At 46.3% G+C, this 25,942-nt stretch carries 21 protein-coding genes; 12 read left to right on the top strand and 9 right to left on the bottom strand.

Annotated features, from left to right (window positions below; translation table 11 throughout):
- The first annotated feature begins 8 nt into the window (after nt 1-8).
- The 3 genes from AXG56_RS13015 (at nt 9) to cls (ending at nt 3,689) form a co-directional block, all read left to right on the top strand.
- Nucleotides 9-1,466 carry a sucrose-6-phosphate hydrolase gene (locus AXG56_RS13015; protein ID WP_062514924.1) on the top strand — a complete coding sequence of 486 codons (1,458 nt, stop codon included), beginning with the start codon at nt 9-11 and terminating at the stop codon, nt 1,464-1,466.
- Between the two features lie 81 nt (nt 1,467-1,547).
- Nucleotides 1,548-2,090, top strand: a complete 543-nt coding sequence (locus AXG56_RS13010) for a transcription repressor NadR (RefSeq protein WP_062514922.1) — start codon at nt 1,548-1,550, stop codon at nt 2,088-2,090.
- A 156-nt stretch (nt 2,091-2,246) separates the two neighbouring features.
- On the top strand, nt 2,247-3,689 hold the full coding sequence (gene cls, locus AXG56_RS13005) for a cardiolipin synthase (RefSeq protein ID WP_008634964.1): 1,443 nt from the start codon (nt 2,247-2,249) through the stop codon (nt 3,687-3,689).
- A 195-nt stretch (nt 3,690-3,884) separates the two neighbouring features.
- Here the strand turns inward: cls and AXG56_RS13000 are convergent, their stop codons facing one another.
- Nucleotides 3,885-5,039: a S1C family serine protease gene (locus tag AXG56_RS13000; protein ID WP_062514920.1), complete on the bottom strand. Its 1,155-nt coding sequence runs from the start codon at nt 5,037-5,039 to the stop codon at nt 3,885-3,887.
- A 185-nt stretch (nt 5,040-5,224) separates the two neighbouring features.
- Here AXG56_RS13000 and AXG56_RS12995 point away from each other — a divergent pair, with 185 nt between their 5' ends.
- From AXG56_RS12995 to AXG56_RS12985, 3 genes are all read left to right on the top strand, one after another.
- On the top strand, nt 5,225-5,911 hold the full coding sequence (locus AXG56_RS12995; protein ID WP_008634967.1) for a response regulator transcription factor: 687 nt from the start codon (nt 5,225-5,227) through the stop codon (nt 5,909-5,911).
- Nucleotides 5,908-7,239: a cell wall metabolism sensor histidine kinase WalK gene (locus tag AXG56_RS12990; RefSeq protein ID WP_008634968.1), complete on the top strand. Its 1,332-nt coding sequence runs from the start codon at nt 5,908-5,910 to the stop codon at nt 7,237-7,239. Before AXG56_RS12995 ends, AXG56_RS12990 begins: the two co-directional genes overlap by 4 nt.
- A 64-nt stretch (nt 7,240-7,303) precedes the next feature.
- Nucleotides 7,304-7,819, top strand: a complete 516-nt coding sequence (locus tag AXG56_RS12985) for an acyl-CoA thioesterase (protein ID WP_008634970.1) — start codon at nt 7,304-7,306, stop codon at nt 7,817-7,819.
- 45 nt (nt 7,820-7,864) lie between these two features.
- Here the strand turns inward: AXG56_RS12985 and AXG56_RS12980 are convergent, their stop codons facing one another.
- From AXG56_RS12980 to AXG56_RS12970, 3 genes are all read right to left on the bottom strand, one after another.
- Nucleotides 7,865-8,581 (bottom strand): ABC transporter ATP-binding protein, encoded by a 717-nt coding sequence (locus tag AXG56_RS12980; RefSeq protein ID WP_008634972.1) that lies wholly within the window; start codon nt 8,579-8,581, stop codon nt 7,865-7,867.
- A 1-nt stretch (nt 8,582) separates the two neighbouring features.
- A complete protein-coding gene (locus AXG56_RS12975) occupies nt 8,583-10,223 on the bottom strand; it encodes an iron ABC transporter permease (protein ID WP_008634974.1) in 1,641 nt (546 codons plus the stop codon).
- An 87-nt stretch (nt 10,224-10,310) separates the two neighbouring features.
- Nucleotides 10,311-11,387, bottom strand: a complete 1,077-nt coding sequence (locus AXG56_RS12970) for a Fe(3+) ABC transporter substrate-binding protein (RefSeq protein WP_008634976.1) — start codon at nt 11,385-11,387, stop codon at nt 10,311-10,313.
- Nucleotides 11,388-11,656: 269 nt separating this feature from the next.
- On the opposite strand from AXG56_RS12970, the gene AXG56_RS12965 reads away from it, so the two are divergent.
- The 3 genes from AXG56_RS12965 to AXG56_RS12955 all read left to right on the top strand — a co-directional run bounded on the left by AXG56_RS12965 (nt 11,657) and on the right by AXG56_RS12955 (nt 16,455).
- Nucleotides 11,657-13,066, top strand: coding sequence for a sodium:alanine symporter family protein (locus AXG56_RS12965; protein ID WP_008634984.1), 1,410 nt, complete (start codon nt 11,657-11,659; stop codon nt 13,064-13,066).
- 145 nt (nt 13,067-13,211) lie between these two features.
- Nucleotides 13,212-15,104, top strand: coding sequence for an ABC-F family ATP-binding cassette domain-containing protein (locus AXG56_RS12960; protein WP_026577819.1), 1,893 nt, complete (start codon nt 13,212-13,214; stop codon nt 15,102-15,104).
- A gap of 103 nt (nt 15,105-15,207) precedes the next feature.
- Nucleotides 15,208-16,455, top strand: a complete 1,248-nt coding sequence (locus AXG56_RS12955) for an aminopeptidase (RefSeq protein ID WP_081694888.1) — start codon at nt 15,208-15,210, stop codon at nt 16,453-16,455.
- A 43-nt stretch (nt 16,456-16,498) separates the two neighbouring features.
- Here the strand turns inward: AXG56_RS12955 and AXG56_RS12950 are convergent, their stop codons facing one another.
- Both AXG56_RS12950 and AXG56_RS12945 read right to left on the bottom strand, forming a co-directional pair.
- On the bottom strand, nt 16,499-17,632 hold the full coding sequence (locus AXG56_RS12950) for a hypothetical protein (protein ID WP_062514918.1): 1,134 nt from the start codon (nt 17,630-17,632) through the stop codon (nt 16,499-16,501).
- On the bottom strand, nt 17,625-18,158 hold the full coding sequence (locus tag AXG56_RS12945; protein WP_026577822.1) for a sigma-70 family RNA polymerase sigma factor: 534 nt from the start codon (nt 18,156-18,158) through the stop codon (nt 17,625-17,627). Before AXG56_RS12945 ends, AXG56_RS12950 begins: the two co-directional genes overlap by 8 nt.
- Nucleotides 18,159-18,288: 130 nt before the next feature.
- On the opposite strand from AXG56_RS12945, the gene AXG56_RS12940 reads away from it, so the two are divergent.
- The 3 genes from AXG56_RS12940 to AXG56_RS12935 all read left to right on the top strand — a co-directional run bounded on the left by AXG56_RS12940 (nt 18,289) and on the right by AXG56_RS12935 (nt 21,699).
- A complete protein-coding gene (locus tag AXG56_RS12940; protein WP_008634992.1) occupies nt 18,289-19,782 on the top strand; it encodes an NAD(P)/FAD-dependent oxidoreductase in 1,494 nt (497 codons plus the stop codon).
- Nucleotides 19,783-19,824: 42 nt separating this feature from the next.
- Entirely contained in the window at nt 19,825-19,998 is a 174-nt protein-coding gene (locus tag AXG56_RS19680) for a hypothetical protein (protein WP_008634993.1), read from the top strand.
- A 174-nt stretch (nt 19,999-20,172) separates the two neighbouring features.
- Nucleotides 20,173-21,699 carry a BCCT family transporter gene (locus AXG56_RS12935; RefSeq protein ID WP_008634995.1) on the top strand — a complete coding sequence of 509 codons (1,527 nt, stop codon included), beginning with the start codon at nt 20,173-20,175 and terminating at the stop codon, nt 21,697-21,699.
- Between the two features lie 120 nt (nt 21,700-21,819).
- Here AXG56_RS12935 and kynB read toward each other — a convergent pair whose 3' ends face one another.
- Genes kynB through recQ form a run of 3 tightly spaced genes read right to left on the bottom strand, consistent with a single transcriptional unit; the run spans nt 21,820 to nt 25,887 of the window.
- The gene (gene kynB / locus AXG56_RS12930; RefSeq protein ID WP_062514916.1) at nt 21,820-22,440 is read right to left on the bottom strand and encodes an arylformamidase; all 621 of its coding nucleotides are present in this window, start codon (nt 22,438-22,440) and stop codon (nt 21,820-21,822) included.
- 12 nt (nt 22,441-22,452) lie between these two features.
- Nucleotides 22,453-23,733 (bottom strand): kynureninase, encoded by a 1,281-nt coding sequence (kynU, locus tag AXG56_RS12925; protein ID WP_062514914.1) that lies wholly within the window; start codon nt 23,731-23,733, stop codon nt 22,453-22,455.
- Between the two features lie 15 nt (nt 23,734-23,748).
- Nucleotides 23,749-25,887 carry a DNA helicase RecQ gene (gene recQ / locus AXG56_RS12920; RefSeq protein ID WP_062514912.1) on the bottom strand — a complete coding sequence of 713 codons (2,139 nt, stop codon included), beginning with the start codon at nt 25,885-25,887 and terminating at the stop codon, nt 23,749-23,751.
- Nucleotides 25,888-25,942 lie beyond the last annotated feature (55 nt).

Raw genomic sequence — 25,942 nt, 5'->3', positions numbered from 1 at the left:
GCGTCGTTTTGTCAGAACGCGATTTAGAATTACGAAGACTAGCTAACGAAGAAGTGGAGAAGCATAAGGACACAGTGGAATCCGATCCTTACCGCCTGAAGTATCATCATATGCCCCCGGTCGGGCTGCTGAATGATCCGAACGGATTTATTCAATGGAAAGGTACGTACCATCTTTTCTACCAATGGATGCCCTTCGACACCGGCCATGGTGCGAAGTTTTGGGGCCATTACGCCTCCGAAGACTTAGTGAAATGGCGGCATGAGCCCATAGCTTTGACGCCTTCGGACTGGTTTGACAAAAACGGAGTTTATTCAGGAAGTGCAGTGGTTCATGATGATGAACTCTATCTTTTCTATACGGGAAATGTAAAAGACGAGAATGATAACCGGGAGGCTTATCAATGCATCGCAGTATCGCAAGACGGTGTACACTTCGAGAAACAAGGGGTGGCTGTCAACCTTCCTGAAGGGTACACACCTCACTTCAGAGATCCAAAAGTTTGGAAGAAAGCCGATCATTGGTATATGGTCATTGGAGCACAAAGCGAAGATCTTCAAGGGAAAGTTGTTATGTTCCAGTCATCAGACTTAAAGAACTGGGAGTTGATGGGTCCGGTGACAGGAAGCAGGGAGGGGACCCTTGGCTCCTTCGGTTATATGTGGGAATGTCCCGACTTGTTTGAACTAGGTGGAAAAGACATCCTGATCGTATCGCCTCAAGGACTGGAACCTCAAGGTATGAACTATGCCAATACGTATCAGAGTGGATACTTCGCAGGTGCTCTTGATTACAACACTGGAAAGCTTGAGCACGAAGACTTCCGGGAACTAGACCGAGGGTTTGAGTTCTATGCCCCTCAAACGACCCTGGACGAACAGGGGAGAAGGCTTCTCTTCGGATGGATGGGTGTGCCTGACCAGTATGAGCAGGCCCATCCAACCATCGAATATCAGTGGGTTCACTGCATGACCCTTCCGAGAGAATTGACCTGGAATGGCACGCAGATCATTCAGAAGCCTGCGGAAGAGCTTAAGCAGATGAGAGGACCGGTACTCCTTCATTCGTCTATTACGATTAACAATGATCAAAAGGCAATCAGAGGGATAGAAGGGAAAAGCGTTGAGTGGAACCTGGAGTTTGAGAAAATTGAGGATCAATTCGCCATCGAGCTTTTCCAATACGCTTCTTTAAGTTATAAGGACGGCGTGCTCACCTTGTCCAGGCCCCATTTGGAGGACAAAACGAAAACGGAATTCCGTCGGGTCGCCCTTGAACAAGGGTTGAAGAGTATGCGTTTGTACGTCGACCACTCCTCTCTTGAAGTATTCATAAATGAAGGGGAAGAAGTTATGACTTCACGAATCTTCCCTCAGCCGGAAGAAGAACATATTCTGTTCACCTCCCTCGGTGAAAGTACATTCTCTATTGAACAATGGAAGCTGGATGGTTTTCAACACGCCTGATTGCTAACGGACGTGTGCTTCCGGAATAAATACAGATTGTGATAAAATGTTCTTATGTTAATCGTACGGAGGGGTCATGTGATGAGTCAATCTTCTAAAAAAATGAAAGCAAGTGAACGGCGCGACCATATTCTAACGTTATTGAAACAGAAGCGTACTCCTGTAACGGGAAGCTCTCTGGCAGAGGAAATGAACGTGACCCGCCAGGTGATCGTCGGCGATGTGTCCTTGTTGAAAGCTGCCAATGAACCGATTGTCGCTACTAGTCAGGGGTACATGTACATGACCGATGCGAAAGAAGACATGGCATTCGAACGGACGATTGTCTGCCAGCATGCCGGTGAAGCAACAGAAGAAGAATTGAATATTCTTGTTGACCACGGAGTCCATGTCCAGGACGTCGTCGTAGAACATCCGATTTACGGCGACTTGACAGCTCAGCTGCGCATAGCGAACAGGCGGGATGTGAAGAAGTTCATTCGGAAGGTCGAGTCCACCAACGCCTCGTATCTTTTGGAACTCACGGGAGGTATCCACACCCACACGATAGCAGCGGATAATAAGGAAGCATTGGATGAAGCAGAAGAAGCCTTGCAAGAAGCCGGTATTCTTCTGAATCAATAGCCATGCAGAAAAAAGGGAAATGCTTTATCAAGAAGCATCTCCCTTTTTTCTTATGAAGCGGAAGAGATATCCCTCTGTTTTAATCAGGGTGGTTTCGGGGATGAGTGTGGTATATTTAAATAATAATCGTAAGATAGGTAAAGGCAGGTGATTCCAATGGATTTTTTACCTCACATACTCAGCTTTCTCCTAGCATTTAACGTTCTTCTCGCTCTGGCGATTGTGTTCCTCGAACGAAGGGATGCAAGTGCGACGTGGGCATGGTTGATGGTCTTGTTGTTCTTACCGATCGTCGGCTTTATCTTATACTTAATCTTCGGAAGGCGTTTGAGCAACAAAGAAATTTTTACGTGGGATAAGAAAAGCAGGCTTGGCTTACTGACCGCTGTGCAGGAGCAGCTGCAGGCGATCAAGGAGGATAAGCTGGAAGTGTATCATGAGGACATCATTCCATATGAAGATTTAATTTATATGCACTTAAAGAATAATGATGCATTGCTGTCCCAGAACAATGAAGTGGAAATATTCACGGACGGCCAGAAGAAATTCCATGCTCTGATGCAGGATATTGAAGAAGCGGAGGATCACATTCATCTGCTGTATTATATTCTTAGAGATGATAATCTCGGGCAGAGGCTGGCGGACGTCCTGATAAGGAAAGCACAGCAGGGACTTGAGGTAAAATTACTATATGATGATATGGGCTCGAGGCTCTTGAAGAGAAAGTACAAGAAGAAGCTGGTCGAGGCAGGAGTTCAAGTCGAGTCTTTCTTTCCGTCTCTTATTCCAAAGGTCAATTTCAAAATCAATTATCGTAATCATAGAAAACTGGCAATTATTGATGGGAAGATCGGTTACATCGGCGGTTTCAACATCGGCGATGAATACTTAGGGTTCAACAAGCGTTTCGGATACTGGCGTGATACGCATTTGAGAGTGGAAGGGGAAACGGTCAATCATATGCAGACGCGCTTCATTCTCGACTGGAACCAGGCCTCCAGAAGGGATATTGTCTATGAAGAGCGTTATTATCAGGCGGAACCGAAGGGGGATGTCGGCATGCAGATCGTTTCCAGCGGGCCGGATTCCGAATGGGAGCAGATCAAGCATGGGTACATTAAGATGATTCTGTCTGCTAAGGATTATGTGTACATTCAAACGCCTTACTTCATTCCTGATGACAGTTTGCTGGATGCACTCCGCGTAGCTGTCCTTTCCGGGGTCGACGTCCGGATTATGATCCCCAACAAGCCGGATCATCCATTCGTATACTGGGCTACTTACTCCAATATCGGCGATATGCTGAAGGCGGGAGCAACCATTTATGTATATCAAAAGGGGTTCCTGCATGCGAAAACGTTAGTAGTTGATGGGAATATAGCATCCGTCGGAACAGCAAACATCGATGTTCGAAGCTTTCGGTTGAATTTCGAGGTCAATGCCTTCCTCTACCATCCGGATATCTCCAAAACCCTGGCAGACCGATTTCAGGAAGACATTGCAGATTCGACAGAGCTCACTTTGAAGCTCTATCAATCCAGATCGAAATGGATAAGGTTTAAAGAAGCCATTTCCAGGCTGTTATCACCGATTCTTTAAATAGAAGCGGAAATAAAAAGAGCCCCTGCGCAATGCGCAGGGGCTCTTTCGAGAGAGGTTGGTTATAATAATGGTGTCTGAAAGGTCTGCGGCAAAGTTCAATCAGGCATTGGTTGGAGGGGGGATCGTATGCCTGGTCCCCTTTAACCGCCAGACGTTTCAAGACATATCAAATTAATAGCTTATCTGTTGTTCTTATTGAGAGGTTAGCGTAAGTTTTATATTCATTGGGCTGCCGTCACGATAAACGGTCAAATCTGCAGTATCTCCATCGTCCATTTCGTTATAAAGATACTTTCTTAGATCAATGAGGGATTTTATTTCTTCCCCATCGATTTCCGTAATGACATCGTACCGGTCGATTCCTGCCTTTTGGGCGGGGGAACCTTGTTCGATACCCTGTACAAGCACGCCTCCTTTAACATCCTCCGGGAGCCCTAATTCATCCTGCAGGATTTGATTAGGTACCTGAGTGACATCTTGGAGTGAAACGCCCATATAAGGCCGTTCTACTTGTCCTTTGGATTCCAGGTCCTCGATGACTGGCTTGGCTACATCCATCGGGATGGAAAATCCGATGCCTTCCACTTCTGCTTTGGCAATTTTCATCGAGTTAATCCCAATGACTTCCCCTTGCAGATTTATCAATGCCCCACCACTGTTTCCTGGGTTGATGGCAGCATCCGTTTGGATCACTTCGGTCTGCCAGTCTGGCTGTTGGTCTCCGTTAATATCTACAGGGATATCCCTTTTAAGACCACTGACAATACCTTTGGTGGCTGATCCAGCGAACTCCATGCCTAGCGGGTTACCGATGGCTATGGCTGTCTGGCCGACCTCTACGTCTTTCGCTTCACCCAACCGGGCAACCTTTTGGACGTGTTCGCTATCTATCTGTAAAACGGCTAGATCAGTTAACGGGTCACTGCCTTTCAATTCGGCATTCACTTTCGTTCCATCACTTAAAATGACTTCCAGTTCGGAAGCATTCTCTACTACGTGATGGTTGGTGGCAACAAAAGCTTTATCACCGTCTTTCTTATAAATGACCCCGGATCCAGTACCGGCTTTTTCTGCACCTTGTGAACCATTCTGGATATTGCTTATCCCGACGACTGCTGGGGAGGCTTCATCTATCGCCTGTGTTACGGACTCTTGTGTTTCTCCAATCTCAAGTTCGTTCGCTTGAGCAGTAGGCTGATCTGTGTTGATATGGATGGAAATTCCTTTCCATTGGAACACAGTCGTAACAAGAAAAACAGCGATGATGGCACCTAGGACGCTGAAGGCCAATCCAGAACGCTTATACTGGCTTTTTCGGTGTTTTTTCTGTTTTTCGTCATCAAACATAGAGAAGCGCTGGCTCCTTTCTCTTCGTTTCGATGTATGTCTCTTGATGTCTCTTACATTCTTTATAATACGCTCGATATATGGAATGACTTTGGAGTAAATGTGGAAAAAGTGTGTAATGAAGGGAGAACGCCCGCTAATATGAGAAAATAAGTAGAGGACGATCGTTTGAAGGAGGAATAAGCATGGACTATAAGATAGGTCTTGTAGAAGATGATCCGAATATAAGAGATATTGTGGAAGGATATTTGAAGAAAGAAGGCTATCGTGTCTACGCTTCCGATACGGCTGAAAAGGCGTGGGAGGTATTTGAGGAAGAGACACCTGACTTGTGGGTGCTGGATATTATGCTTCCAGGTATGGACGGGTATGAGTTTTGTAAGAAGATAAGGCAGACGTCGGAAGTACCCATTTTAATCATATCAGCGAAGGATGATGAAGTCGATAAAATCCTGGGGCTGGAGCTTGGTGGAGATGATTATTTGACGAAGCCCTTCAGCCCGAGAGAGTTGATGGCGCGTGTGAAGCGTCATTTAAAGAGATGGGAAGCATTGCGCCCTGTCTCCGAAGAACAGGGAGACAGGGTTATCGCAGGGGAGCTGGAGTTGAGTTATTCCGAGCGTCGGGCTTACTTCCGATCCGAAGAGGTGGAAGTGACGACAAAAGAATTCGAAATGCTCCGCATCCTCGCATCCCAAGTTAATCGTGCTTTTTCCCGGGAGGAACTTCTCATCAAGGTGTGGGGAGAGGACTACTTCGGAAGCGATCGGGCGGTGGATGATCTCATCAAAAGGTTGCGGAAGAAAATGAGCCAGCTTCCGATTGAGACCGTTTGGGGACATGGCTACCGGCTCCGGGAGAAGGGGTCATGAAGCTTCAATACCAGCTGAATGCCGCATTTGCTGCCTTGATCATCGCAATCATGTCCATTACCGCTTTCTTCATTTATTCTCTGCTCATGGATATGCTGATTCAGGACGAACAGAGACAATTGAAGGGGAGAGCCGAATTGCTGATCAACGTCATTAATGAAGACGGACCCGACAGGAACACACAGCTGTCCGAGCTGATTCAAGATAGAAATTATCCGATCCTTCTATTCGACAGGAGTACGGGGGAAGTATTGTTCCGGACGATGCCGGCAGACATCGCATACACCTGGATCGACAGGTATGAGGATGAATTGATGGGGCAGGAAGTGTGGGAAAGCCGGGAAGAGAAATATGTGGTCTACGATTTTGCAGTGAACTCCGGAAACGATCAAGTATTGGTGATGGCTACACCGCTCAATGACCTGCAGGCTGTCCAATCCGTCTTCGCGCTCCGGATGCTTGCTGTTTTCGTAATCGGTCTGTTGATGGCTATCATCGTCAGTTATGTGCTGACTTGGAGGCTCGTCACTCCACTGACGAAATTGAAACGAGAATTAAAGAAAATTGAGAAACGGCAGTTTTCTGATGTTCAGGAGGTGGAAGCTTCCGGAGAAATCCGGGAAGTGGAGCAGAGCGTAAGGCAGATGGCGAAAGAACTCTCGCGCTACATTCATTCGCAGAAGCAATTCTTCCAAAATGCCTCCCATGAATTGAAGACCCCGTTGATGTCTATCCAAGGTTATGCCGAAGGGATCAGGGACGGGGTGTTTGAAGGGGAAGCAAGAGAAAAGGGCTTGAATGTAATGGTAAGCGAAACGGAACGATTGAAGAAGATTGTAAATGAAATGATCTTACTCGCTAAGCTGGACAGTAATGAAGACGTCTACCATCCGGAAGACACGGATCTCTCTGAAATAGCCAATCAGGCCAAAGACTTGATCTATCCATTGGCGAGAGACAAAGAAATTGCGTTGGAGATGGGAAATGCAAGGCCGTTCCGCGCCAATGTAGATCCGGAAAGAGTACTGCAGGCGCTGATCAACATTTTAAGCAACGCCGTTCGTCATGCCGAAACGAAGGTCTCTATCGAAACGGAAGAGAAAGAGAATCGTTTTTTGGTCCGTGTTATAGACGATGGAGGAGGTATTCCGGAAGAATTGCTTCCACAATTGTTTGAGCGTTTCATTAAAGGAAAAGGAGGAGAAACAGGTCTTGGTCTCGCTATTGCCAGAGCCATCATTGAGCGGAGCGGTGGAGAAATCAGCGCGTCCAACAAGAAGAACGGGACCGGGGCTGTTTTCGAGGTCCAGTTTTTTAGAAGAGAGTGAGAACGGACGAACATGGTATAATAGGAACAGAGAACGATTTCACATAGAAGAGAGGACAGAGACGATGGAAGCAAAACCATGTATAGATTCACTGACTGTTAAAAGTTCACACGTGCTCCCACCGGATACGAACAGCCACGGAACATTGTTCGGAGGAAAGTTGATGGCCCATATTGATGACGTAGCCGCTATTGCCGCCGTCCGTCATTGTCGTAAACCCGTTGTCACCGCTTCAACGGACTCTGTAGACTTTCTGCAGCCGGTTTTTGAAGGAGATACGATCTGCCTGGAGGCCTTCGTCACTTGGACACATAACACATCGATGGAAGTGTTCGTAAAAGCGACGACAGAGAATTTGCTTTCCGGTGAACGGAAAGTATGTACGACGGCTTTCCTGTCCATGGTTGCCGTGGATGAGAATAATGAACCTTCTCCAGTGCCTGGAGTCTATCCGGAATCAGAAGAAGAGAAATGGCTCCATGCGGGAGCTCAGAAGAGACATGAATACCGCAAAAACCGCAGGAAAGAATCGAAAGAACTGGCAGAGAAGTTCGGGACAGACCTGCCTTGGAAAAAATAAATGATTAAAAGACGGGCTTCTTTTAAAGAAGCCCGTCTTTTACGTTTATTTCATATGAACAAGTTGTGACTGGGGGGAAGGGTCCTGTTTCATTGTGCAGATGGATTCCCAGTTATAAGCTGCGCCGTCTCTTATGGTGAGAATCCTGTCCGCTATCGCCTTGGAATCCTCCCGGTCGTGCGTGACCAGGATGGATGTGGTTCCTGTCTTTTTAATAATGTCCTTCAACTCACTCCGGATTTTAATTTGTAAATCCGCATCAAGATTACTGAAAGGCTCATCTAATAATAACAGAGAAGGTTTTGGGGCAAGTGCCCGGGCCAAAGCGATACGCTGCTGCTGTCCGCCGCTCAATTCATGCGGATACCGTTTTGTAAATGCCGTCATATTTACTAAGGACAAAACTTCATCCACGCGCATTTTCTTTTCTTTTTGCTTCATGCCTTTTAGTCCGAAGCGGATGTTCTCAGCAACCGTCATATGAGGGAATAAGGCATAGTCTTGGAATACCATACCGACTCCGCGTTTTTCAGGAAGAACGAAGGTATGATCATCCGTCATCGTCTCCTCGTTAATGACAATGCGCCCTTTCTCAGGCTTCTCCAGTCCACATAAAAGGCGTAGGACTGTACTCTTTCCGCTTCCGCTTTCGCCAAGGATGGAAATAATTTCTCCTTTTTTAATATGAAGGTTCAAGTGATCGACTGTGTACGATTTCACATTCTTGTATTTGAAGGTAAGGTCCTGAATGGTCACAAACATATCATGTAGGCTCCTTTTCTAATACTTGATAAAAAATGTAGATAGCCAAGGCGCTGATCAATACAATAATGATCGATGCCAGAGCTGCTTCCTGTATTTTCTCATCGCTGGCATACTTAAACGCATTGGTTGAAAGCGTGTCGAAGTTGAACGGCCGCAGAATTAAGGTCAAGGGAAGTTCTTTTATTATCTCAATGAAGGCCAGTAGAAATCCACTGACGATGGGCCCTTTCAGCATAGGGAGATCTACTTTGAAGAACGACTGCGTCACGTTCATTCCCAGCATTCTGGATGCCTCGGTGTACTTGTTGCCTATCTTATCAAAACCAGCTTCTATGGAATTATAACCAACTGCCAGAAAGCGTATGATATAGGCGGACACCAGTATGATCAGACTCGTGCTCAGGAAGAGCCGGCTTTCCAGACCCGTTTGTTGATAGAACAAGGAAAGCTTCTCATCCAGGTCAATGAATACAGTGCTGATTCCCACTGCAATCACGGCCCCTGGAATAGAGTAACCGAGAATGGTCGACTTGGATGCTAATTTGGAAAGAAAACTTTGATGCATCCTTGAAAAATTAGCAATGATGACAGCGAATAGGGTGATAATCATTGCACCTGCAATAGACACAAGGAGAGAATTCCATATTAATTGTGCAAATGCAGGGGACGCGATCTTTTTATACGTCAGGAACAGCCAATCAACCAACTGAAGAACAGGGATCAAGAACCCTGCAGCAAAGATAAGGAAACAGTAAAGAAATGCCATGGCTGCCTTTACACCATGTAAACGAATTGGTGTCAATGGTCTGGCTTTGGCTGTAGTCGTACTATATTTCTTCCTGCCCCGCAGCCATCTTTCAAGCAGCAGTACAATAAATACGATCATCATAAGTGTGGCAGATAATTTGATTGCTGCGTTCAAATCATTCATTCCAAACCAAGTTTGAAAAATGGCTGTGCTGAATGTGGGAACACCAAAGTATTGAACGACCCCATAATCATTCAGCACTTCTAATAGAACGAGGCTCGCTCCTCCTACAACTGCACCTCTGGACACCGGGAGGACGACACGGAAGAATATTTCCATTGGATTCCGTCCCAATAAACGGGCATTTTCAATTAACGAAGCGGATTGGTTGGCAAGGAAGGCCCGCGTTATCGTATAGACGTAAGGGTAGAGAAATAATGTAAAAATGAGAACAGCTCCGGGTAAGTTCAGGATGTTGAAGTAGTCCTGATTCACTTCCACTCCCCACTGGTTTCTTAACGTAGTTTGAATGACTCCTGTATAATTGAGGATCCCATTGTATGTGTATCCGGCAATATAAGGAGGAACTGCAAGGGGAAGAATGAGCCCCCATTTAAAAAATCCACGCAGAGGGAAGTCATACGCGGAAATAATCCAAGCTAGACTTGTCCCGATAAGAATCGTGAATAATCCGGTGCCTATGATGAGAAGGCCCGTGTTCGTTAACAGGTCTGGTAAAATGTACGTTTGTATGTGTTCCCAGTTTTCTGCTTTTCTGGTGAAAAAGTTAGTGAAGATGGAGAGATTGGGGATCAGGATCAGAACAACGATAGCTATGGTGAAGAGCGTCCAACTATTTGTATAACCGGATAATTTTCTGGAGAGTTTCAAAAGCGACACATCCTTTAACGACCGCACTGTTTTCTCATAGTGGAAGTACCGCACAGGAAACCTGGTGCGGTACTTCTGATTCAACTGTTATTTCCAACCGACTTCATTCATAATTTGAATGGCTCTGTCATTGTTTTCGCCAAGTTCATTCAACGGGATATCCTGTTCTTTAAAGTCTCCCCAGCTTTGCAGAAGCTCTGATGCTTCTACATTTGGATTGACAGGGTATTCGTAGTTGGCTTCTGCAAATTCTTTCTGTGCTTTCTCTTCCGTCAGAAACTCCATGAACTTTTTAGCGTTTTCTTGGTTTTTACTGCTGGTTGTCATACCTATTCCGCTGATATTGACGTGTGTACCCGTTGTTTCCTGGTTAGGGAAAATCACCTCGAGTTGTTCCGCCGCCTTAACTTCTTCTTCCTCTTCAGAATTCAGCATCTGGCCGAGGTAGTATGTGTTCATGACTGCAACATCTCCTTCACCGGATGCAATGGCTTTCGCCTGATCGCGGTCACCGCCTTGAGGATCTCTTGCCATGTTGTCTACAATACCCTTTGCCCAATCCTTCGCATTCTCTTCCCCATCGATGGAAATCATGGATGCGAGTAGAGACTGATTATAAATGTTGGAGGAAGAGCGGATTAAGACTTTCCCTTGAAAGGCATCTTTGGTCAAGTCGGAATACGTTTGGATGTCTTCTTTATTAACTCGATCTTTGTGAGCTACGATAATCCGGGCCCGCTTCGTCAAGCCAAACCAGGTTTTATCTGTATCCCGGAATTTTTCAGGGATGTTCTCTGTAAGTACGTCACTGTCTACAGGTTGAAGTAACTCCTGTTCTTTTGCTCGGTGCAGGCGTCCGGCATCGGCAGTAACAAGAAGATCTGCCTCTGATGCTTTGCCCTCTCTGGCCAGGCGTGCAATCAGTTCGTCATCTTTACCTTCTATCACGTTGACTTTAATGCCTGTTTGATCTTCAAATTCTTCGTATAGCTGCTGATCTGTGTCATAATGCCGCCCTGTATATAAGTTGATTTCGCCTTTATCCTTTTCTTTTTCATCGCCCGCCGTTTCCGAGCTTTCTTCTTTACTGCTGCTTCCGCAAGCGGCTAAGAAGAGGGAAGTGAGTAGTAATAAGAATCCAATTAAATACTTTTTCTTTTTCATCTGCATCCACCTCTGTTATGTAATCGGTTAAGTGAAGAATGATAATCATTATCAATCTCTTTTCTATCTTAATGATAAGGATTATCAAAGAGATGTCAATAGCAATTTTTACTCTTTTCTATCTTGTAAAGAGTTATGGAAGAAAACCTAACATATATGATATGATAAACAAGTTGTCACTTTTCGAAGTTTTTAAAAAGATTTAATCGGGAAAGTGTTAATAACTGGAAACTAAATGAATTTTAAAAATTACAAAAGAGGTGAATGGTATGGAAGCAGTTCTATCGTTCTTAAACGATTGGATGTGGGGAACCATCCTTGTTGTGGCATTGCTCGGAGTAGGTTTGTGGTTCTCTATTAAGTTGAAATTTATTCAATTCCGTTATATTCCGGAAATGTTCCGCGTGTTATTCGATAAACGATCCATTTCTGCGGAAGGGAAGAAAGGAACATCGCCTTTTCAGGCATTTGCTATCAGTACAGCATCACGGGTTGGTACAGGTAACCTTGCTGGTGTGGCTGCGGCAATTACCATCGGTGGACCTGGTGCAGTATTTTGGATGTGGATTGTTGCGATTCTGGGTGGAGCATCCAGCTTCATTGAGAGTACGTTAGCTCAGGTGTATAAAGTTCCGGATAAAAACCAATATCGAGGCGGTCCTGCCTATTATATTGAGAAAGGGCTTAAGAACAGGACGCTGGGTATAGTCTTCGCTATTACGATAACGTTTACATACGGTCTTGTATTCAGCTCTGTGCAATCCAATACCATTCGCCTTGCGTTTGAAAATTCATTCGATATCGGTAAATGGTTGATGGGTGGTATTTTGACCTTGGCTGTCGCGTTGATCATCTTCGGTGGTCTGAATCGGATCGCACAAGTTACACAAATCATTATTCCAATCATGGCTATCTTCTATATTATTCTTGCTGGGTACGTGCTTATCATGAATCTTGGCCAAGTACCGAATATGATTGGACAGATCTTTGCAGGAGCCTTCGGTTTCAGGGAAGTTGCCGGTGGAACCTTTGGAGGTATGATTCTGATTGGGATTAAGCGTGGACTCTTCTCGAACGAAGCTGGGATGGGTAGTGCGCCAAACGCTGCTGCTACGGCAGAGGTGTCTCACCCGGTTAAGCAGGGGTTGATTCAGACGTTGGGTGTCTTTACAGATACCCTGCTAATCTGTAGTGCGACAGCTGTCATCATCCTGTTCGCGGGAGACTACGCCAATACGGACCTAGACGGTATTCAATTGACACAGGCTGCTTTTGAATCGGAACTTGGTGCGTGGGCAGCCATCTTCATCGCGGTTGCTATTCTCTTGTTCGCTTTCAGTTCTATCATTGGAAATTATTATTATGGTGAAACGAACATGGACTTTATCAAGACAAGCAAAGTAAATATCTTCGTTTATCGTATCGCAGTACTAGCGATGGTCATGTTCGGTGCTATTGCTGAATTCGGCCTTGTTTGGGCATTAGCGGACTTAATGATGGGAATTATGGCTTTGATCAACCTTTATGCTATCTTCCGCTTGGCACCTGTTGCTTATGCTGCATTGAATGACTATCGTAAACAGCGGAAAGCCGGTAAGGACCCGGTCTTCTACCAGGATCATCTTCCTGATGTAGACGGTATGGAATATTGGAAGAGAGAACACGAACATGGTTCATAAATAGGATGGAAGTACAGGAACTGCTCTGATGATCAATCAGAGCAGTTTTCTTTTTGGAGACGCGTTATGGCCTGGCGCCGGGCAAGCGAAAGAAACCAATAGATGTGATATGATGAATGCAGATTATGTTAAAGGGATGAGCGGAATGAGCTTACTATCAGTGAATGAGTTAACCAAAAGTTATGGAGATAAAGATCTCTTCGATCACATTTCTTTCACCATAGCTAATCAACAGCGTATCGGCTTGATCGGTGTCAACGGAACAGGGAAATCGACACTGTTGAAGATTCTAGCCGGGATGGACAGCGTGGACGCGGGGGATATGGACCACGCAAAGGATTTTCGTGTGGAATACCTGCCTCAAGATCCTGAATTGGATGAAAAGAAAACCGTCCTTGAACAGATTTATGAGGGAAATGCAGAAATTATGGTCGCGATGAGGCAGTATGAGAAAGTGCTGCTGGAACTCTCGGCAGATCCAGAGGACACGGATGTTCAAGAGCAGTTGTTCCGTGTGCAGCAGCACATGGAGGAGAAGAACGCCTGGGAAGCGAATACAGCGGCGAAGACGATCCTTTCCAAATTAGGCGTCGATTATTTCGACAAGCAGATCGGTGAGCTGTCCGGTGGCCAGAGAAAAAGGGTGGCCATCGCCAAAGCATTGATACAACCGGCAGATCTGCTTCTATTGGATGAGCCGACCAACCACCTTGATAACGAAACGATTGAATGGCTGGAAGAGTTCCTTGCGTCATATCGAGGTGCGTTGATGATCGTCACCCACGATCGGTACTTCCTGAATCGGGTGACCAATTTGATTTATGAATTGGATAAAGGCAGGCTTTACACCTATGAAGGGAATTATCAGACTTTCCTTGAGAAGAAGGCAGAGAGAGAAGAGTGGGAACGGCAGGCGGAGCAAAAGCATCAAAACACACTGAGACGTGAACTTGCCTGGCTGAGGGCTGGTGTAAAGGCGAGATCGACGAAACAGAAAGCGCGTATTCAACGAGTCGAATCCATGAAAGAAGAAACGTTCCATACACAGAAAGAAGAAGTGGATATGGCAATCGGCTCCACAAGACTGGGAGATCAGGTTATCGAGTTGCAAGGGGTGACCTATCAGTATGAGGGTCAGAAACTGTTTGAGAATCTCGACTACCTTATCGTTCCGGGGGAAAGACTGGGCATCATCGGCCCTAACGGCTCCGGTAAAACGACGTTGTTGAACGTCATGGCGGATCGCCTGCAGCCCTACAGAGGTGTTGTGAAAACAGGGACCACCGTAAAAATCGGTTATTATACGCAGGATCATGGAGAATTAGATGAAAGCCTTAAGGTAATTGAATACATTAAAGAAGTGGCAGAGGTTATCCGTACGGCGGACGGAACGGAAATTACCGCAGAACAAATGCTTGAGCGTTTTTTGTTCCCGAGACCTCAGCAATGGACGTATATCAAACGTTTATCCGGTGGAGAGCGACGACGGTTGTATTTGCTGCGTGTGCTGATGAGTGAACCGAACGTCTTGTTTCTTGATGAACCGACCAATGACTTGGATACGGAAACGCTCAGTGTCCTGGAAGAGTATCTCGAGCATTTTCCTGGGGTTGTCGTGACTGTATCCCACGACCGTTATTTCCTTGATCGGGTTGTCGATAAGCTGCTCGCTTTCGAGGATGGAGGCTTTGTGCGCAAATTTTATGGTAATTATACGGAATACCTGGAATTGAAAAAGGAAACAGAACAAAAGGCTCAAGTGGAGAAAAAAGCCTCCCTGCAGGAAGAAACGCGCCGATCCAACCGTAAAAGAAAGCTCTCCTATAAAGAAAAACAGGAATGGGAAACGATTGAAGATGAAATTGCTGAATTGGAGACGAAGCTGGAAGATTTAAATCATCAGCTTGCAGCGGAAGCAACCAACTATGACAGAGTGCAGGAACTATCTTCCGAGCAGCAAAAGGCGGAAACAGAGTTGGAAACGAAAATGGAGCGGTGGGAAGAATTGTCGCTCATTGTGGAAGGAATGGAAGACTGATAACCGGGGGACTCGGATTGGCCGAGTCTCCTTTTTTGTGGTTCTGGTTATAATATGAAATAATGTATTCGGATACAAGGAAACTGAATTGGAGGAAAATTCAATGAAAATGCCTAGTGTTGAGAAATTAGAGAAATATGCAGATCTTGCTTTACGAACAGGTGTGAACCTGCAAAAAGGCCAGCTGCTAATGATTAACTCTACTATTGAAGGTGCAGAATTCACCCGTATTGTAGCACGTAAAGCTTTTGAGCTTGGTGCGAAGAATGTACATATTAACTGGTCTGACGACGCACTGACGCGTATGAAATATGAACATGCGGATAAAGAGACGTTATCTGACGTTCCGGAATGGCAGCAGCAGAAGTTCACCTACTTTGCAGAGCAGGGGGCGGCAGTACTATCGATTCGTTCTACTGATCCGGATCTTCTTAAAGGAATAGACGGAGAGAAAATTGCAGCGGCGAACAAAGCCGGGGCAGAAGCGATGTCTACTTTCCGTTCCTACACGATGAATGACCGTATTCCGTGGTCGATTGTAAGTATTCCTGTACCTGCCTGGGCACAAAAGATCTTCCCGGGGGAAGAAGAGGATACAGCGGTTGAGAAACTTTGGGAACAAATCTTCAGCATCGTCCGCGTCGATCGTGAGGATCCTAATGAAGCGTGGGCAGAGCACAATAAAACATTGATCAAGGCCCGTAAATTCCTGAATAAGAAGCAGTATAAGAAGCTGATTTATAAGGCACCGGGTACGGACCTTGCTGTCGGTCTACCGGAGGGGCACGTTTGGAAAGGCGGTCCTGCACAGACAGAAGGAGAAGAGATTCCGTTTAACCCTAACATGCCGACAGAAGAAGTGTTCACCGCGCCTCATAAATATGAAGTAGAAGGTACGGTCTCAAGCACAAAGCCGTTGAACTATGGCGGGAACGTCATCGATCGATTTAAACTGACCTTTAAAGAAGGGAAAGTCGTCGATTTTTCAGCCGAAGAAGGAGAAGAAACATTGAAACACCTTCTTGATACGGATGAAGGTTCCCGTCGTCTGGGGGAGCTGGCATTGGTGCCGCATGAATCTCCGATTTCCCAGTCGGGACTCATCTTCTACAACACATTGTATGATGAGAATGCCTCCTGTCACTTGGCGCTTGGAAAAGCATATCCAACAAACATGACCGGCGGTTCATCCATGAGTGAAGAGGAGCTTGATAAGAACGGGATCAATCACAGCCTCTCCCACGTTGATTTCATGATGGGTTCTGCTGAGTTGGACGTCGACGGCGTTCTTGCAGATGGAACAACAGAACCAGTGATCCGTAAAGGAAGCTGGGCTCTTACTTTCGAATAATAAGATAGAAAAAGGAAGCTGATATTTCAGCTTCCTTTTTTTGTTACCAGCGTACATCAATGCCTTCGAATTGGAGTTCCTCATAGTTTGGAACGACGGTGGGGTCGAGTCGGACGATGGTCAGAGATTTCAGTTTTAAAAGATCATCTACTGTCCCCTTGAAAGAGGAACTTGCAATATTTAAATATTGGACATGCTGCATCCCTTCCTGCATGGAACTTAAGTCAGTGACGGTCTCACCGATGATGGTGACCTGTTCCAATATGGGGAGGTGCTTCAGCAGATATCCCGGGATGACTGCATGATTGAGTTTCAAGACGCGGAGCGACTGCATCGCTTCAAAGACCTCTTCATTTTCATCCACAACATAAGTGCTGTCTAAATGAGATGCATTAATTGTTAATTCCTGAAGGTTCATCAAGTCTGCTTTCGTAATTTCCTCCGGCTTCTTATTCAAATCACGGGCGATCGATCGTAACAGCAGATCGTTTATTTCCAATGGCTCTTGATCATCCTCAAAAGTTTTGAAGGCATGGTCTGTAGGATTAGAGTAGAACGTCTCAATCGTTACGTGCTTTCCATCTTCTGAGAGGGTGGAGATCTTTACCAAAGGACTGACGTCAAAGGAGGGGATGTCTATTTCAAGGAACACGTCGATCTCGCCATTTTGATAATCCTCGAGGTCCGGCGTGCGCTTCGGCGACCAGGATTCTGCAATGCCGTCATTGTCTTCCTTCCAATGATAAGCATAGGTATAGGTCGCGTTTTCTTCCACACCCACTTTTGGTAACGTTTCTCCACTTCCGTACTTATCCAAGACGTCTTGCATATTCTCCGGGAGAGGGTTGGTAAGGATAACCTGCTTGAATTCTTCCAGAAACGCTTCCTGTGTAAGCTTCGGTTCTTTAACGGATACCAATGGCTCCGTTTCTGACTCTGGTTTGCTCTGCTCCGGAGACGCGGTTTGTTCAAAGAGGTTGCTGGACTGCACGTAATAGATGGTCCCTGATAAGAATAGAACGGCAAGCAAAGCCGTCAGCAGGCGAGGAACAATAGTCGACCGTAAATGTTTCCTTTTTCTTCCTTCGTAAAACCTACGGCGGTCTCTATCCGTAAATAACGGCTTTTCACTGATTCTATTATCAAGAGCCTCTTGGATCTTCTTCTTATTATTCAAGGGTCCACTCTCCTTCTATGAGCTTTTCCTTCAGCATTTCTCTTGCGCGCTGCTTTCTCGTCTTTACAGTGGATAAGGGGATGCCGGTCACTTCTGCGATTTCTTTTTGTGTCAGGTGTTGATGAAACGTAAGAATCATAACTTCCCGGTATTTAACAGGCATATTCAGGATTGCTTCTGCAATTTCTTCCCACTGCTCTTTCTGTAAGACAACGTCCTCCAACTGTTTAGGATCCGTCTGTTCCAACCATTGATCTTTCATGAGCTTCATTCTCTGGAAAGGAGACCGAAGAAAATCCTTGCAGCGGTTGATAGCAATCCGCATCACCCACGTCTTTAACTGTGAACGACCATCAAAACGATCCCATTTCCTATAAACCAGCAGGAGTACCTCTTGAAACAGATCGTCTGTGGTGTGGTGATTTTTCACATATGTATATATCATCCGTTTTAACATTTCGCCGTATTCCATCATCACGAATTCAATGGCTTCATCACGTGTGAAGGAAGGCTCCTTCCGTTCCATCACCAAATTTCACTCTCCTTTCTGATTGTTAGACGTTCCCATGTGGAGGAAAGTCTTCTTTTTTCCTTTATTATCGTCAGACAGAGCATAGAAGGTATTGAAACGGGGGTTCAGGGGGAAAACAGAAGAAATGGAGGTGAAGGTGATGTATGATGCAGCCATAGTTGGAGCGGGGTTCGGTGGTTTGGCAGCTGCTGCGTCCCTTGTGAAGCGAGGACGAAAGGTCGCTGTCTTTGAAGCCTCCAATGAGCTGGGAGGAAGTGCCGGGAAATTTGACCGTCAAGGCTACCGTTTCCAATCAGGTGCAACGGTCGGAATGGGTTTTGAACCGGGAGGTGTATTTGATCAATTGTATGACGAGCTTGGTCTCGAGGTTCCTGTTATGACCACACTGGATACGATCATGGATATCCACATGCCTGATCGAACCATTCACTATTATCGGGACAGACAAGCGTGGTATGAAGAGATCGAGCTTCACTTTCCGGAGAAGTCCGCGGCTATTCAAGCTTTTTATGATGAAATCTTCTACGTCGGTGCCCTTGTCGACCGTTTAATAGACAAGCTTCCAATATTTCCGCCCCGGACATGGAAAGATGTTAAAAACCTGCTGCCGATGGTGGACCGGTCTTCTTTGCGTCTGCTTCCGTTCCTGAACCAGACAGTCGAAGATCGATTGAAGAAATATGGATTGGAACGCCACCAGCTGTTTCGGACGTTTCTTAATGGAGAGCTGATGGACAGTGTACAGACAAGCGTAGAGTATTGTCCGGCCTTTCTTGGTTGTGCAGCTCTCCAGACGTTTCATAAAGGTGCCTACGCCGTTCATGGAGGGCTTGCAACGATAGCAGAACAGCTTTCCGAATATATCAAGAGCGGCGGGGGAGAGATTTATATGCGCCACCCTGTACATCGGGTAGAGAAGGAAGCGGGAATGTTCCTTCTTCATTCCAAACGCAATAAAGTATTTCAGGCGAAAGAAATCATCCTTAACAATTCGGTCCATAATCTCCATGATACGTTATCAGAAGAGCTTCTGAAACAGACCTATATTAAGAAGACAAAGGAAGTGCAGCGGGAGGCATGGGGGGCTTTTATTATACATGCCGGGATCGACACATCTGTATTCCTAAATACAGATGTGCTGTATCATCAGTTCATCGATCCGGAACGGCCGGAGGAACTGCATGACGGAGGGCAGTTCCTCTTATCCCTTTCCGATCCGTCAGATAAGAGCATGGCGCCTGAAGGGAAGCGGTCTCTTACCATATCGACCCATACGGAGTTGGAGCAGTGGTGGCAGGCGGAGGAGTATGAAGAACATAAAGAAACCATGAAAAACCGGATGCTTCAGACGGTGGAACACTACTTCCCGGGATTCGCGGAAGGGTTGGATATTGTCCTGCCGGGTACACCATTGACTTTTCATAAGTGGCTGAGAAGAAAGGAAGGAAAAGTTGGAGGATATGCACCGGATGGGAGATACAGCTGGTTGAAGAGCTATTCGGTCCGTACAGGTATCGACGGTGTTCATCAATGTGGCGATACGGTATTCCCGGGGGCAGGCACCCTCGGTGTCACACTCTCCGGTTTAATGGCAGCGAAAGAAGTTTCGGCTGATTGAAAACGTGGAGTAAGGGAATAAGAAAGGAAAGGAGCGATGTAAATGCCAGGTCCAGAACATGAACTCCCGGGATTCCAGGCGAACCCTAATGAGTTTGACAAATGCAGCAGCTGTGGAACACTTTTGACGAGCAAGCAGGAACAGGAAATGAAGCTTTGCAAAGAGTGTCAAAGAAGACACAAAGATAAAGAAATTGAATATGACGAATCAGAATGAAAAAAGGTCACGGAAGCGTGACCTTTTTCTCATGGAGTTGTCAGGATATAATGCAACATCAGGGGAATATTACCAAACGATAGGAGTAAACTGTTTCTTTACATCCGAATCCCTTGATGTTAAAGTGGTCCACTGTGCTTAAAACAACTAAGAGTTACTATGAAGGAGAGAATCATGAAAAATAAACAAACAAATGGAATCGATTGGCCGGTATTTGCGATCAGCGGCGGACTGCTGGTACTATTCGTAATTTTTGCCTTAATCGATATTGATTTGATCGAACTAATCGTAAATGAGAGCTTTGCATGGTCAGCAAAATACTTCGGTGCCTTCTGGCAGGTACTTATGTTAGCTACGTTCTTTGTGGGCCTTTGGCTTGGTTTCTCTAAATATGGAAAGGTAAAGATGGGAAACAGGGAGAAGCCCGAGCTCGGTTTATATCAATGGCTTTCTATCATTATGGCTACCCTTCTGGCGGGCGGCGGTGTTTTCTGGGCGGCGGCCGAGCCGATGTGGCATTTCCTGACGGTTCCGCCATCCCAAGCCGGGGTGGAAGCAGGTACGGAAGCAGCTGTCGATCCAGCTTTGGCACAAAGTTTCATGCACTGGGGTTTTCTCGCATGGGCTATTCTAGGAACGATCAGTGCTATCGTTATGATGTATGGCCACTACCATAAAGGAATGCCGATGAAACCTCGTACCCTTCTTTACCCTATTTTCGGTGAAAAGCTGCGAAACAGCTGGCTTGGTACCGTAATCGACGCGTTCTCTGTCATTGCGGTTGCTGCCGGCACAGTTGGTCCGTTAGGCTTCTTGGGGTTACAAGCGAGTTATGGTTTGCAGGCCATTTTCGGAATCCCGGATGAATTCGGCACACAGTTCACTATCATATTGGCCGTGGTGCTGGTTGCGACTATCTCCGCAGTAACAGGATTGCATAAGGGAATTCAGTTCCTGAGTAATTTCAATGTCCGGCTCGCGTTAGGTTTGATGATCTTCATCGTTATCTTTGGACCGGGCGGGTTTATCATCAATCATTTTCTTTCAGCTTTCGGCTATTATATCGATCAATTTGTTCCGATGAGTATGTATCGGGGAGATGAAGGATGGTTGTCCAGCTGGACCGTATTCTTCTGGGGATGGTTCATTGGGTACGGACCGATGATGGCTATTCTCGTAAGTAGAATTTCCAGAGGACGGACGATTCGTGACATTATTATAGCCGTTTCTATTTTCGCACCGATTATTTCTACCTTCTGGTTCACCGTGCTGGGCGGTTCCGGGATTTCCTTTGAGTTAAGTAATCCAGGATCAATTTCAGAAGCGTTGGAGGCCGGGGGGAACCCGGCGGCTATGTTTGCCATCACGGAGCAGTTCCCTCTGGCGACTATCATTTCACCATTGTTTTTGGTATTGACGATTCTTTTCGTCGTGACCACAACAGATTCCATGTCTTATACCATTGCTATGGCTGTCACAGGACAGGGGGACCCTAAGAAATGGGTTCGTGTCTTTTGGGCGGTTCTGATGGGCGCAATCGCAGTGATCTTGTTGGTAACAGGAGACAGCGGAATTACGCAGTTGCAGAACTTTATTGTTGTCACCGCTGTACCTGTTTCCATTTTGCTGCTTCCAATGCTGTGGCTTGCTCCTAAGGTCGCTAAACAACTGGCCTTCGAGCAAAAAACAAATAGGAAATGACTTTGGAAGGGGAAGGAGAGGCTGTCGTCGTATCACCCTATCCACTCTTTCTTAAGGTAAAGTGAATCAATAAAAGGAAAAAAGCTTAGAGCATGGGCTCTAAGCTTTTTTTATGGAGAATTATTTTTCTCGCAACACAGCACGTACCGGACTCCCATCGCCGTCCTCCATTTTCAACGGAAAAGCCATGAGTTCATAAAATCCAGGAGAAACGTGATCCAATTGCAGACCTTCGAGGATGAGAATGTCGTTAGCATATAAGGAATGATGACCAGGTAAAGCTTTGCTTTTTTCCGTATCGACAGAGGGCGTATCCACGCCGATCAAATCGATGCCGTGTTCCCGAAGCAAGGGAGCTAGATCTTCGCCGATGGTGGTGTAGGTATTCGGGAATGTAGTGCGGTCTTTCCAACTCTTTGTTTGGAGTATCACCTTCGTTACGGCTGTCAGGTCGATGCCTTCCAAATCTTTCGCTTGAATTCTATCTTTATCCGGAAGGGAGAGGACTAAAGCATCACCGATATATCTCTCCAATGGGACTTCAGCAATTCTCCACCCATTGGAGTCATAATGGTAAGGCGCGTCCACATGGGTTCCGATATGGTTGCTTGCCTGGAATTGACCGACATTAACAGAACCTGTTTCTTTCATCGTAAATGTATGCTCATAGTGAAAAGGCGTATCTCCCGGCCATGGCGGGGTTCCTTCATGCAGGGGCATGCTGATATCGATAAGTTTCATGTTTCTGCCTCCTTATGCTATGATTCCACGCTCGTTTTTATATTGCTTATGCTTGTCTTGGTCCATAATGTCTTTCAATACCTGTACCACTGTAAATACATCTTCGAAGGATGTGTAGAAAGCGATCGGAGCGAGTCGGATAACATCTGGTGCCCGGAAATCCGGGGTGACTCCTTCTACTTTCAATGCTTGGCATATACTTGCTGCCTCTTTGTGCAGAAGACAGATATGGCCGCCTCGCCGTTCATCTTCCATAGGATTGGCGATACGGAAGCCTTTCCCGGAAAGCTCTTGATGGATGAGGTCCATAAAAAGCCGCGTCAGCTTTAATGATTTAGTCCGTATAGTGTCTATACCAGCTTCGTGAAAAAGCTCCAAGGAACCAAGAAGCGGGGCGGAGCTCAAAATGTGCGGGGTTCCAATCTGGAAAGCACCGGCATCTTCAGCAGGCGTCAGTTCGTGTTCCATGTCGAACTGTTTCTGTTTATTAGAGCTGAACCACCCGGCAAGGCCGGGACTCCTGCCTAAATGACGTTCGTTGACATATAAACCGCCGACACCTCCTGGTCCGCTGTTCAAGTATTTATACGTACACCAAACGGCAAAATCGACTCCCCATTCATCAAGGGAGTGCGGAACAGAGCCGATGGAATGAGCCAGGTCGAAACCGACGATGATGCCATGTTTGTGCGCTGCTTCTGTAATCCTTTGGATATCCAGAAGCTGACCGCTGCGGTACAGGACAGAAGGCAGCAGCAACAGAGCAATATCCTCTCCCATTTGATTGATGATGTGCGTCTCCTCCAGCGTGTAACCATCTTTGCTTTGAATCTGTACTAACTCTTGTGCCGGGTCTAAATCCCGAAGTTTGATTTGGCTTTTCAGAGCATAGATATCGGATGGGAAATTCAAGGTATCTGCAAGAATTTTTGTTCTTTTACCTGCCGGGTTGTAGAAAGTGGCCAGCAGTTGGTGGAGATTGGTCGTAATGGAGCCGGTGTTAATAACCTGATGCGGCTTTGCTCCAATGAGGGGAGCCGTCTCGTCTCCCAGCTTCTCCGACAAATAGAACCACGGCTCTTTCGCTTCCGTCCATCCATCAATCCCCGAGGTCTTCCAATCCTCCAGTGACGTAAACAACGATTGTTCTGCCCGTTTGGAAAGCAGGCCCAGTGAGTTTCCATCCATGTAATAGCTGCTGTCCTTCAAGTAAAACTCTTTCTTGAAGTGCTTCATCGGATCTTCTTGGTCCAACTGCCGAACGGCGTCCAACGTCCATAGATGCTTTGTCATTTCGGGTTCCTCCTTTTATACTAAATCGTGTTTAACTAAAACAGCTTTGATGGCAGAATAGCTGTAAGTGTCCGGAAGCATGTCTTTTAAAGGTTTAAGCTTCTTATCCTCCAATTGTTCATAGGCTTCCAGTACAGAGGTCTCCTGTTGCTCATCAAACCAGCTTGGCCAGTTGATATCATAGCCTTCCTTGGCTGCACGGAACAAATGGCTCTCAATGGTAAGTTGACTCATGCCCCTGGCTTCAGCTATCTCCTTTGGCGTCTGTTCCTCGAGTTTCCACATCTCGTAACTGATGATGTGACTCGGTCGATCGTCACCTGGGTCTCTCTTTAAAGGAGCAGAGGGGGAAGAGGAGGCAGGCCGTGGCTTATCCGCCGCGGCTTTTGCCCATGGCTGAATCATTTCAAGAAATGCTTCCCCGTATTTCTGATATTTCTGTTCCCCGATACCTTTTATCTTCAACATGTTATCTTTCGTTTCCGGGAGATAAGCGGTCAAGTCCTTCAAAGTCGCATCAGAGAAAATGACATAAGGCGGCAGGGATTCTTGTTCGGCTATCTGCTTGCGTAAACGGCGTAATTCTTCAAAGTATTCTACGTTGTAATCAGCCTTCGTTTTTGTGACGACGGCTTCCACCAGCATGATTACAGGTTCTTCTCCTTTAATTACTTTCTTAGCCTCCTGGGTTAGCTGTAAGGTTGGGTAACGGCCGGAACCGGGGTACAGATAACCTTCTGCGGTGAGAAAATGAATAAAGCGCGTCAATTCTTTTTCCGTATAGTTGGACATGATTCCATAGGTAGACAAGGAATCGAAACGAAACTGCTTTACTTTTTGGTCCTTCGATCCCCGAAGCACCTTCGCGGTAAGGGAGGCACCGAACCGTTCCCCCATCCTCTTCACACAGGACAGCACCATTTGAGCTTCTTTCGTCATATCCGTCTTCTGCCCTTCATGCATACAGTTCGAACATTTTCCGCATGGCTCCACAGGTACCGGATTGTCGAAATAGTCAAGGATATATTGCTGCAGGCACGTGTGGGTGTGGCAGTAATTAATCATAGCCTGAAGTTTATCGTATTCAGCTGTCCGCTTCTTTTCAGAAGGAGACTGATCAATCAAAAAGCGCTGGAGGTTGATATCCTGACTGGTGAAAAGCAGAACGCAGTCTCCCGGTTCTCCATCCCGACCGGCACGACCGGCTTCCTGATAATACGATTCAATATTCATCGGCATGGAGTAGTGGATCACGTAACGGACGTTGGATTTATCAATCCCCATTCCAAAAGCGTTCGTAGCCACCATGGTGGTCACCTTGTCCTGGACAAAATCCATCTGTGTCTGTCTGCGCTGGTTCTCCGTCATCCCAGCATGATACTTCCCGGAAGCATACCCCTTTTCCGATAAGTATGTATGCAGTTGGTCAGCATCTTTACGAGTAGCGGTATAAATGATGCCGGCATCCTCCGGAACTTTCTGCAAATATGTTTCAACGAAGTCACGCTTATCGCGTCCTTTGATGACCCGGAAGGATAGGTTTTCACGGGCAAAACCTGTGTTGACGACGGCTTCTTCCGGCACATCGATGAGGCGCTTAATATCTTCGATTACTTCTTTCGTGGCCGTAGCTGTCAATGCCATGACCACCGGGAGGTTCGGTATGGTACGGAGAGTAGGGACGATCGATCGGTAGCTTGGGCGGAAGTCATGTCCCCATTGCGATATGCAGTGGGCCTCGTCGAAAGCGATCAAGGACAGCGGGATGGAGGAAAGTAGATTAAGGAAATCCGGTGCTTCCATCCGCTCCGGTGCGACGTACACAAAAGAATATCTTCCTTGCCGGATGGCAGTCATGCGTTCCTGCTGTTCTCGTGCGGAGAGGGAGCTGTTGATGTAAGTCGCCGGTACTCCATAGGATAGGAGAGCGTCGACCTGGTCCTTCATCAATGAAATGAGAGGGGAGATGATCACGGCAGTACCATCTAGTGTGAGCCCGGGGATTTGATAGCAGAGTGACTTCCCTCCGCCTGTCGGCATGACTGCGAGCGTGTTATGCCCATGAAGGACATGTTGAATTACTTCTTCCTGCCCTGGCCGGAAAGAGGAATAGCCGTAATATTGCTGTAGTATTTTTTCCGCTTGCTGCATCATTTGGATCATCCTTTATTTGTAATCATTCGTGCCTCCATCTTATCATGTTTCAAGC

It is taken from the genome of Halobacillus sp. KGW1, from assembly GCF_001592845.1.
Classification (GTDB): domain Bacteria; phylum Bacillota; class Bacilli; order Bacillales; family Halobacillaceae; genus Halobacillus.
The sequence above is the reverse complement of the archived record's forward strand: the minus strand, read 5'-3'. Positions and strand labels throughout refer to the sequence as shown.